General features: G+C 72.3%; 8 protein-coding genes. 3 read left to right on the top strand and 5 right to left on the bottom strand.

Annotated elements, in window-relative coordinates; translation table 11 throughout:
* Positions 1–43: 43 nt before the first annotated feature.
* Positions 44–946: a transglutaminase family protein gene (locus NBW84_RS18505; protein WP_250286006.1), complete on the bottom strand. Its 903-nt coding sequence runs from the start codon at positions 944–946 to the stop codon at positions 44–46.
* A 288-nt stretch (positions 947–1,234) separates the two neighbouring features.
* Between NBW84_RS18505 and NBW84_RS18510 the strand changes: the two genes are divergently transcribed.
* Positions 1,235–3,448 (top strand): RNA degradosome polyphosphate kinase, encoded by a 2,214-nt coding sequence (locus tag NBW84_RS18510; protein WP_250285999.1) that lies wholly within the window; start codon positions 1,235–1,237, stop codon positions 3,446–3,448.
* A gap of 215 nt (positions 3,449–3,663) precedes the next feature.
* On the opposite strand, the gene NBW84_RS18515 is transcribed toward NBW84_RS18510, so the two are convergent.
* From NBW84_RS18515 to leuC, 3 genes are all read right to left on the bottom strand, one after another.
* Entirely contained in the window at positions 3,664–3,960 is a 297-nt protein-coding gene (locus NBW84_RS18515; RefSeq protein WP_013874863.1) for an HU family DNA-binding protein, read from the bottom strand.
* A 206-nt stretch (positions 3,961–4,166) separates the two neighbouring features.
* Complete coding sequence (leuD, locus tag NBW84_RS18520) at positions 4,167–4,784, bottom strand: 3-isopropylmalate dehydratase small subunit (protein ID WP_250286000.1); 618 nt, start codon at positions 4,782–4,784, stop codon at positions 4,167–4,169.
* 63 nt (positions 4,785–4,847) lie between these two features.
* Positions 4,848–6,245 (bottom strand): 3-isopropylmalate dehydratase large subunit, encoded by a 1,398-nt coding sequence (leuC, locus tag NBW84_RS18525; protein ID WP_250292426.1) that lies wholly within the window; start codon positions 6,243–6,245, stop codon positions 4,848–4,850.
* A 145-nt stretch (positions 6,246–6,390) separates the two neighbouring features.
* Between leuC and NBW84_RS18530 the strand changes: the two genes are divergently transcribed.
* Positions 6,391–7,203, top strand: coding sequence for an IclR family transcriptional regulator (locus NBW84_RS18530; RefSeq protein WP_250286003.1), 813 nt, complete (start codon positions 6,391–6,393; stop codon positions 7,201–7,203).
* A gap of 250 nt (positions 7,204–7,453) precedes the next feature.
* Here NBW84_RS18530 and NBW84_RS18535 read toward each other — a convergent pair whose 3' ends face one another.
* Positions 7,454–8,116 (bottom strand): Crp/Fnr family transcriptional regulator, encoded by a 663-nt coding sequence (locus NBW84_RS18535; protein WP_250286004.1) that lies wholly within the window; start codon positions 8,114–8,116, stop codon positions 7,454–7,456.
* Between the two features lie 344 nt (positions 8,117–8,460).
* Here NBW84_RS18535 and NBW84_RS18540 point away from each other — a divergent pair.
* On the top strand, positions 8,461–9,811 hold a 1,351-nt coding region (locus NBW84_RS18540), incomplete at its 3' end, for a serine/threonine-protein kinase (protein WP_250286005.1).

Below are 9,811 nucleotides of genomic sequence, written 5' to 3' on the forward strand. Positions count from 1 at the left end.
ACAGCGCTCCGGTGCCCGCCGGCCCGGTGACTCCCGCCAGGGGTCAGGCCGTGTCCGCGCCCACTGCGGTGACGGCGCCCGTCCCGATGAGATCCGTTCCTATGACGTCCACCCGCTGGCGCGTGCTGAGGGTGCCGCGGCCGGGCCCGCGGTAGGAGCCGGACGTGGGTGCCACCTCGGTGTAGTCCCGGCCGGTGGCCACGGTCACGTACCGCTGGTCCGCCAGCCGGTCGTGGCAGGGGTCGAGCGCGACCGCGCGCGCCCCGCCCCCGGGCAGCCCCGCGTCCGCGGGGACGATCACTTCGACCCAGGCGTGCGAGGCGCTCTCACCGGTCATGTGGCCGGAGACGTACCGCGCCGGCACGCCCGCGGCCCGGCACAGCGCCAGCATGACGTGCGCGTGGTCCTGGCAGACCCCGCGTCCCCCGGCGAGGGCCTGCGCGGCCGTGGTCGTCACGTCGGTGCTCCCGCCCGCGTACCCGATCCTGCGGTGCACCCAGGCGCAGCACCGCAGCGCGGTCTCGAGCGGGTCGGGGGCGGCCAGCGACCGGGCTGTCGCGGTTATGGCGGCGTCGGGTGCCGTCAGCGGGGTGGGCGTGAGCAGCCTGCGGCCGGTCAGGGCGGACGCCGGCAGCGTGGGCGGCCCGGCCCCGGCGGTGCGGGTGAGGACGACCGTGGCGTCGAAGTCGAGCCGCCGGGGCACGGTGTCCAGCCGCACCAGCGCGGCCGGGGAGCCGTCGGCCGTGCGCTCCCAGGTGACGGTGGCCGCCGGGTCGGACACGGCGAGGTGGTAGGCGCGTACCGCCTGGTCACCGTGCTGTCGCGGGGGAATGACGACCAGGCGGTGCGCCAGCTGCCAGGCCGGGCCGTCGTAGGTGTAACTGAACCGTTGCCGAATACGGTAGGTCACCGATGCGACCGCCGGGTCCGCCAGGTCGACGTCCATTTCCTCGGCGGAAAGCACACTGTCAGGCACTGTACGTAACAAGGCCGCCTGTGCCGCCTGCTGCGCGCGCACCGGCTGCGCCGGTACCGCCCCGGCCGTCACCGCCACGCTCCGACGACCGCCGGCACCGTCCGGCAGGATGTTTCCTCCATGCTGCGATATTCACCCGAGCACATTTCATGAGCGTTACACATCGCGTTCGTCCAGGCGTCATCCCGGACGAGTTGCGCGGGTCCTAATCGCCACACCCGGCTGCCGCGTTCCCGCGGGACTGGCACCATCGAGGGCATGACCGAGCTGGTGGTGAACCGATCTGAGCAACCGCAGCGCAAACCGCGAAGCGCCCTGCTCGAACCGCTGGAAGCACCCCGGCAACCAGTACCGTCAGATCTTCCAAATGATCGGTTCATCAACCGGGAGAAGTCCTGGCTGGACTTCAACGCGCGGGTGCTCGCGCTCGCCGAGGACGAGAGCGTCCCGCTGCTTGAACGCGCCAAGTTCCTGGCAATCTTCGCCAGCAACCTCGACGAGTTCTACATGGTCCGGGTCGCGGGCCTGATGCGCCGCGAGGCGACCCGGCTCGCGGTGCTCTCCGCCGACGGGCTCACCGCGCGCGAACAGCTCGACCTCATCAGCCGTACCACCGCCGAGCTCGGCGAACGCCACTCCCGCTGCTTCACCGACGCCGTCGTCCCCGCCCTGGCCGAGGCGGGCATCACCATCCAGCTGTGGAACGACCTGACCGACGGGCAGAAGGACCGGCTGCACCACTACTTCCACCAGCAGATCTTCCCCGTCCTGACCCCGCTCGCGGTCGACCCGGCGCACCCCTTCCCCTACATCAGCGGACTCTCCCTCAACCTTGCGGTTACTGTACGTGACCCAGGTGGGGACGGCGACCGGTTCGCCCGCGTGAAGGTCCCGCAGAACGTGCCCCGGCTGATCCGGGTCACTCCGGAACCCACCAGGGGCGTGGACGGCCACCGCCTCGCGCACGACCCGAACGGCGACGACCACGAGGTCTGCTTCATCCCGCTGGAAGAAGTGATCTCCGCGCACCTCTCGCAGCTCTTCCCCGGCATGGAGGTGGTGGACTCCCACCTGTTCCGGGTGACCCGCAACGCCGACCTGGAGGTCGAGGAGGACGAGGCCGAGGACCTGCTCCAGGCCCTCGAACGCGAACTGGCCCGCCGACGGTTCGGCCCGGCCGTACGCCTCGAGGTCGGCGACGACATCGACGACGACCTGCTGGACCTGCTGATGCGCGAACTTGAGGTCACCCATCGTGAGGTGGCCCGGGTCCGCGGGCTGCTCGACCTGTCGGTGCTGTGGGCGCTGTACGAACTCGACCGCCCGGAGCTCAAGGACCGGCCGCACGTGCGGCGGACCCACCCGCGGCTGGTGTCCGCCGACGAGCAGGTCGACTTCTTCGCGGCGCTGCGCGAGGGCGACGTGCTCGTCCACCACCCCTACGACTCGTTCACCACCTCGGTGCAGCGCTTCATCGAGCAGGCCGCCGCCGACCCGCAGGTGCTGGCCATCAAACAGACCCTGTACCGGACCTCGGGCGACTCCCCCATCGTGGACGCGCTGATCTCCGCGGCCGAGGCCGGCAAGCAGGTCGTCGTCCTGGTCGAGATCAAGGCCAGGTTCGACGAGACCGCGAACATCCGGTGGGCCCGCGAGCTGGAGCGGGCCGGCTGTCACGTCGTGTACGGGCTGATCGGGCTGAAGACCCACTGCAAGACCTGTCTGGTGGTCCGCCAGGAACGCGGCGGGCTGCGGCGCTACTGCCACATCGGGACGGGCAACTACAACCCGAAGACCGCCCGCCTCTACGAGGACCTCGGCCTGCTCACCGCCGACCCCGACATCGGCGCCGACCTCACCGACCTGTTCAACGTCCTGACCGGGTACAGCCGCCAGACCGAGTACCGCTCACTGCTGGTCGCCCCCCAGCTCATGCGGGACGGGATCATCGAGCGCATCGAGCAGGAGGCCGAGGCCGCGCACCAGGGCCGCCCGTCCGGCGTCCGGATCAAGGTGAACAGCCTGGTCGACGAAGAGGTCATCGACGCGCTGTACCGGGCCTCCCGCGAGGGCGTGCCCGTCCAGTGCCTCGTCCGCGGGATCTGCGCGCTGCGCCCGGGCGTGCCGGGCCTGTCGGAGACGGTGCACGTCCGCTCGATCCTGGGCCGCTTCCTGGAGCACAGCCGGGTGCTGGAGTTCACCGCGGTCCAGGAGTGCTGGATCGGCAGCGCGGACATGATGCACCGCAACCTCGACCGCCGGATCGAGGCGCTGGTACGGGTCGCGCAGCCGTCTCAGCAGGGGCCGCTGAAGGCCATGCTCGACCACTCCTTCTCCGACGGCGTGGCGGCCTGGATCCTGCGGCCGGACGGCACCTGGCACCGCCGGGCCGCCGACCCGGACGGGCAGCCGCTGTCGGACTACCAGAACGACCTGATGGGCGTGCGACCGCGGCGGGCGGCACACGCCTGACCACGGCGGACAACCCGCCGGAGCCTCCGGCCGCGCGACCATTCCATGATCGCACAGCCTTCGGTGCTGCCAGCCTTCTCCAGCCTCCGGCCGCGCGACCATTCCATGATCGCACAGCCTTCGGTGCTGCCAGCCTTCTCCAGCCTCCGGCTGTGCGACCATTCCATGATCGCACAGCCTTCGGTGATGTCGCGATACCGGTGTGATCCCGGTACTCAGTTGTCCTGCGGATCCTCGCTGGCGGAGACGCTGGCCTTGAACTCCGAACCGGGCCGGAACTTCGGCACGACCGAGGCCGCGACATGCACCGGCTCACCCGTCGCGGGGTTACGGCCGGTGCGAGCCGCCCGCTCGACGCGCTCGAAGACACCGAACCCCGTAATGGTCACCTTCTCACCGGCGGAGACGGCCTCCTGAATCGCGTCGAAGACGGCATCGACGGCCTTGGTCGCGTTCGACCGCCCGCCCTCGATCTGCTGAGCGATTCGATCAACCAACTGGGACTTGTTCACAACAACCTCCGGACGCCCCCCGCGAGTGCGGGGTAGGGAGCAGATCGGGCATCACACTGCGCTGCACCGTAGGCATGTCCACCGGTTAGGGCAATTCCCGTGCGCGTGTCGCGCGACACAAACATGCACGTCAGCGTCCCTTCTAGATCATCAGATGCCATCAGGAGGATGCCGGCGGTCCTCCGATGGGCTACGTTTCGTAGCATTCAATGTTTTTCGCTGACTCCTGCCGTGGCCGGTACGGTGGTGGGCAGCCAGCCGGGCCGGGTGGCCTCGAAGGCCGCGACGGCGTCCTGGTGGCGCAGTGTCAGGCCGACGTCGTCGAGGCCCTCCAGCAGCCGCCAGCGGGTGAAGTCGTCGATGTCGAAGGCCGCAACGAGCCCGGGCGCGCGCACCTCGCGGGCGGCCAGATCGACGGTGATCTCGACACCGGGATCGGCCTCGACCTGGCTGGTCAGCGCCTCGACCGTCGCGGCGGGCAGGGTGACGGCCAGCAGCCCGTTGCCGAGGGCGTTGCCGCGGAAGATGTCGGCGAACCTGGCGGAGATCACCGCCTTGAAGCCATAGTCCTGCAGCGCCCACACGGCGTGCTCGCGGGACGACCCGGTACCGAAGTCCGGGCCGGCGAGCAGGATCGTGGCACCGGCGTGGGCGGGGCTGTTCAGCACGAACGCGGGGTCGGCCCGCCACTCGGAGAACAGCCCGGCGCCGAAGCCGGTGCGTTCGATCCGCTTCAGCCACTCGCTGGGGATGATCTGGTCGGTGTCGACGTCGCTGCGCCGCAGCGGCACCGCCCGGCCGGTGTGGGTGGTGAACGCCTCCATCGCGGGTGCGCTCCCTTCGTCGGTGTCGAGGTTGTCGCCGGAGCTGCTGGCGGGGCGCCAGCGTCAGAGGTCCGCCGGGGTGGTCAGCCGCCCGGTGACGGCGGTGGCCGCGGCGACGGCCGGCGACACCAGGTGGGTGCGGCCGCCCGGCCCCTGGCGTCCCTCGAAGTTGCGGTTGGACGTGGACGCGCTGCGCTCCCCCGGCCGCAGGGTGTCCGGGTTCATCCCGAGGCACATCGAGCAGCCCGCGCTGCGCCACTGCGCCCCGGCTGCGCGGAAGACCTCGTCGAGCCCTTCCGCCTCGGCATCGGCCTTCACCACCATCGAACCCGGGACGACCAGTACGCGCACCCCGTCGGCGACCCGGCGCCCGCGCAGGACCTCGGCGGCGGCCCGCAGGTCCTCGATGCGCCCGTTGGTGCAGGAACCGATGAACACCGTGTCCACGGCGATGTCACGCAGCGGCGTGCCCGGGGTGAGCGCCATGTAGGCCAGGGCCCGCTCGGCCGAGGCCCGCAGCGCGGGGTCGGCGTAGCCGGCCGGGTCGGGGACCCGGGCGGCCAGCGGCGCGCCCTGCCCCGGGTTGGTGCCCCAGGTGACGAACGGGCTCAGCTCGGCGGCGTCGATGACGACCTCGCGGTCGAACGTGGCGTCGTCGTCGGTGGCGAGGGTGCGCCAGTAGGCCACCGCCTCGTCCCAGGCGGCCCCGGCCGGGGCGTGCGGGCGTCCCCGCAGGTGGGCGAAGGTCACCTCGTCCGGAGCGATCATGCCGGCGCGGGCGCCCGCCTCGATGGACATGTTGCAGACCGTCATCCGGCCTTCCATGGACAGCGACCGGACGGCCTCGCCCCGGTACTCGATCACGTACCCCTGGCCACCGCCGGTGCCGATCCGGGCGATGATCGCGAGGATCAGGTCCTTGGCGGTCACCCCGGCCGGCAGTGCCCCCTCCACGGTGACGGCCATAGTCCTCGGGGGCCGCTGCGGCAGCGTCTGGGTGGCCAGCACGTGCTCGACCTGGCTGGTGCCGATGCCGAAGGCGAGCGCACCGAACGCGCCGTGGGTGGAGGTGTGGCTGTCCCCACAGACGATCGTCATGCCCGGCTGGGTCAGGCCCAGCTGCGGGCCCACGACGTGGACGATGCCCTGGCCGGGGTCGTTCATGGGGTGCAGCCGGACGCCGAAGTCGGCGCAGTTCTTGCGCAGGGCCTCGACCTGGGCCGCCGAGACCGGGTCGGCGATCGGCAGCAGCGTGTCGACGGTCGGGACGTTGTGGTCCTCGGTGGCGATGGTCAGGTCCGGGCGGCGGACGGGCCGGCCGGCCAGCCGCAGCGCCTCGAACGCCTGCGGGCTGGTCACCTCGTGGACGAGGTGCAGGTCTATGTAGAGCAGGTCGGGTTCGTTGTCGGCACGCCGGACGACGTGGGCGTCCCAGACCTTCCTCGCGAGTGTGCGCCCCATGGCCCACTCCTTCAGGTGGCTTCCTCGGGCCCGTCCGGCAGCGCCGGGCGGGGTGACGAACGTGCGGTGCGGATCACTGACCCGGGCCATCCGAAATCTCGTACACCCCCGTGCATCTCATTATTTGGGATGGCAGTATCAATGTGTGGAACAGCTTAGCGGAGTCGGCGTGCTGGACAAGGCGGCCCTTGTGCTGACCGCGGTGGAGACCTCCCCCGCATCCCTGGGCGACCTGGTCGCCCGTACCGGGCTGACCCGGGCGACCGCCCACCGCCTGGCCGCCGCCCTCGAGGTGCACCGGCTGGTCGGACGCGACCCCAGCGGCCGGTTCGTACCCGGCCCACGGCTGGCCGCCGGCGGCGCGGCACCGCTGCCGTGGGCCCTGCTGGCCGCCGCCACGCCGGTGCTCGCGCACCTGCGGGACGCCACCGGGGAGAGCACCCAGCTCTACGTCCGGCGCGGGGACGTGCGGGTGTGCGTGGCCGCCGCCGAACGGGCCAGCGGCCTGCGCGACACCGTCCCGGTCGGGACCATGCTGCCGATGACCGCCGGCTCCGGCGCGCAGGTCCTGCTCGCCTTCGGCGCGGACCCGTTCCCGGGCCGGGACGCCACCGCCCCGGCCACAACCAGGGGCGCAGCGCCAACGGCGCCAACCAGGGGCACAGCGCCAACGGGGCTGGCCAAGGCGGTGGAACCGCCGGCGGGCGCGGCCTTCGGGGCGTCCACCCTGGCGCAGGTGCGGCGGCGGGGCTGGGCTGAGAGTGTCGGCGAGCGGGAGGCCGGGCTCGCCTCGGTGTCGGCCCCGGTACGCGACGCCACCGGCCGGGTCGTCGCGGCGCTGTCCCTGTCCGGCCCGGTCGAGCGGCTCACCCGCTCCCCCGGCCGACGCCACGGGGCCACCGTCGCCGCCGCCGCCGAACGGCTGAGCCGCCAGGCCACCGAGCCACCGAACGGCTGAGCCACCGAGCCACCGAGCGGCTGAAGCGGACCGTCCCACCGACGGCCCTGGGCCCGCTCGTCGGCGTGGGGCAGCTGCTTTCAGTGTCCGCGGGGCTTCCAGTTTCAGTGTCCGCGGGGCTTCCAGCATCCGCGGCGGACCCCCTGTACCCGCCGCGGGCTGGCCTCCGCCCCATCTGGCGCGTCGGAAAGAAGGCGTTCTCGCCCATATATGTCGTAGTGGGCAGCAGGTGGAGTGACGACGTCATCCGTCACATTTGATGGCCCGGAGTTTCGCCGTAAGCGAACGCGCGCAGTGCGGCGATGTTCAGGACGACGAGCGTCCGCCCCCTGTTCGCGATCAGCCGGCTCGACCGGAAGGTCCGCAGGTCCCGGCCGACGGACTCCCTGGACGACCCGATGGCGGCAGCGAGATCACGATGTGTCACACGTAACGTGATCGCGACGCTGCCGTCGGGCTGCCCGTCCCCGTGCCGGTGCGCGAGCTCGAGCAGGTGGCGGGCGAGACGGATGCCGGTCGGGTACGCGCCCAGCTCCGACCGGCGCCGGTCGGACTCCCGCAGCCGCCGGGTGATCGAGCTGACCAGGGCCCGCACGACCTGGGGATGGGTGGCCACGAACGTCCGGAACGCCTCGGCGGAGACGGCGACCAGCTGCGCGGGCTCCACCGCCACGACCGACGCCGACCTGGTCCCGCCGTCGATGACCGCCATCTCGCCGATGAGGTCGCCGGGGCCGCGGTGGGCGAGCAGGGTCTCGTACCCGCTCTCGGCGACGGTCACGACCTTCACGCGCCCGGTCCGTACGATCATCACCAGGTCGGCCCGGTCGCCCTCCTGCAACAGGACGTCACCCGGCCCGTAGTGCCGGACCGTGCCGAGCGCCTCGAGCGCGAGCCGGTCCTGCGGACTCATCTGGGCGTGTCCGTGTTCACCGCTGAGCATGCCCGCGCCCGTCCGTGTCACCTGCGGCCACTTGTTTCCTTCTGTCACAGAGCTGGTGGCGCAGAGTACCTTTTTGCTCCGGTACAAAAGCCGAGGCGGCCACTGGCCACAACACCATGACGCCGTACCGCCATGATCCTCATACTTTCCGCAGTGTCCGACGAGCCGCGCGGCCCTCTCCTGTCCGTTGGCGGTGTTTCCGTCATAAGGTCCTGCTCACCGGGTCTGCGCCGTGCTGCCTGGCCGGGTATCCTGGCCAACCGGCCAGGCCGGGCGTACCACGGCTGATGCGCGTACAGGGGGGAGCACCGGCGATGCGCAGGCTGGGTTCCCGCTACGTCCTGCACCAGCCGCTCGGGAAGGGCGCCAGCGGTGAGGTCTGGCGGGGCGAGCGGGCCGACGACGGCACCGGCGACCACGGGCCGGTAGCGGTCAAGATCCTGCGGCCCGAGCTGTCCGACGACCCGGAGATCGTCGACCGGTTCCTGCGCGAGCGCCGGGTCCTGCTGGCCTTCGACGACCCGCATCTGGTGAAGGTCCGCGACATCGTCGCCGAGGGCAGCACCCTCGCGATCGTGATGGACCTCGTGGACGGGACGGACCTGCGCGGCTATCTGCGCGCCCGCGGCCGGCTCCCCGCCGCCGAGGCGGTCGGGCTCGTCGGGCAGGTGCTCTCGGCCCTGGCCGTCGTCCACACCGCCGGCGTCGTCCACCGGGACGTCAAACCGGCGAACATCCTCGTCGACACCGGCGGCGGCGGGCCGGCCCGGGCCATGCTGACCGACTTCGGCATCGCCCGGCTGACCCAGAGCCCGTCCATGACCAGGCTCAGCGTCGCGATCGGCACGCCGATGTACATGGCGCCGGAACTCGCCGAGCACACCCGGGCGGGCCCCGCCGCCGACATCTACGGGGCCGGCGTCGTCCTCTACGAGCTGCTGGCCGGCCGGCCTCCGTTCGTCGCGCCGAACCCGATCGCCATGATCCGGGCGCATGCCTTCGAGGCACCACCGCCGATCGACGGGATCGACGGGCCGCTGTGGGACGTCATGTGCCGCCTGCTGGCCAAACATCCCTCGGAGCGGCCCGCCACGGCGGACGCGGCGCGCTTGGCGCTGCAGGCCGCGCTGGCCGGCCGGAAGCCGCATGACCGCGCCTTCGCGGCGCCGGCGGACCTCGGCAGGACATCCGTGATCACCTCACGGCAGTCACCCGGCGAGGACGACGACCCCGCGACCCTGCTCTCACCGACGGCGTCCTCCCCGGTGTCCCCCGCCGCCCCGGTGCCCGAGCCGGCACGCGCGGGCCCGGCTACCGGACGTGACCTGGCGGCCTCACCTGCCGGCGACGCCTCACCTGCCGGCGGCGCTCCGCAGGCACCGCCGGTCGCCGGGACCACCCGGCTGTCGGGCCCCGGGCCCGCCCAGGCGGGCGCGTACGGGACGGGCCGGGGGCACGAGGACGAGCCGGAGTATGCCCGGACCGCCATCGCCGGCGCGGCATCCTCCCTGCCGGCCGCATCCTCACCGGCCGCGGCGCCGACGGCTCGGCCGGCGGCCGCGGCGCCGACAGCACAGCCGGCGGCACCGTCATCGGAGCCGGCGGGAGAACGCCCGCGGCCGCGGTCCGCCCGCGCCCGCGTCCTGGTCGCGGCCGGGCTCGGGG

The sequence above is a fragment of the Protofrankia sp. CiP1_Cm_nod2 genome, assembly GCF_920664355.1.
Taxonomy (GTDB): domain Bacteria; phylum Actinomycetota; class Actinomycetes; order Frankiales; family Frankiaceae; genus Protofrankia.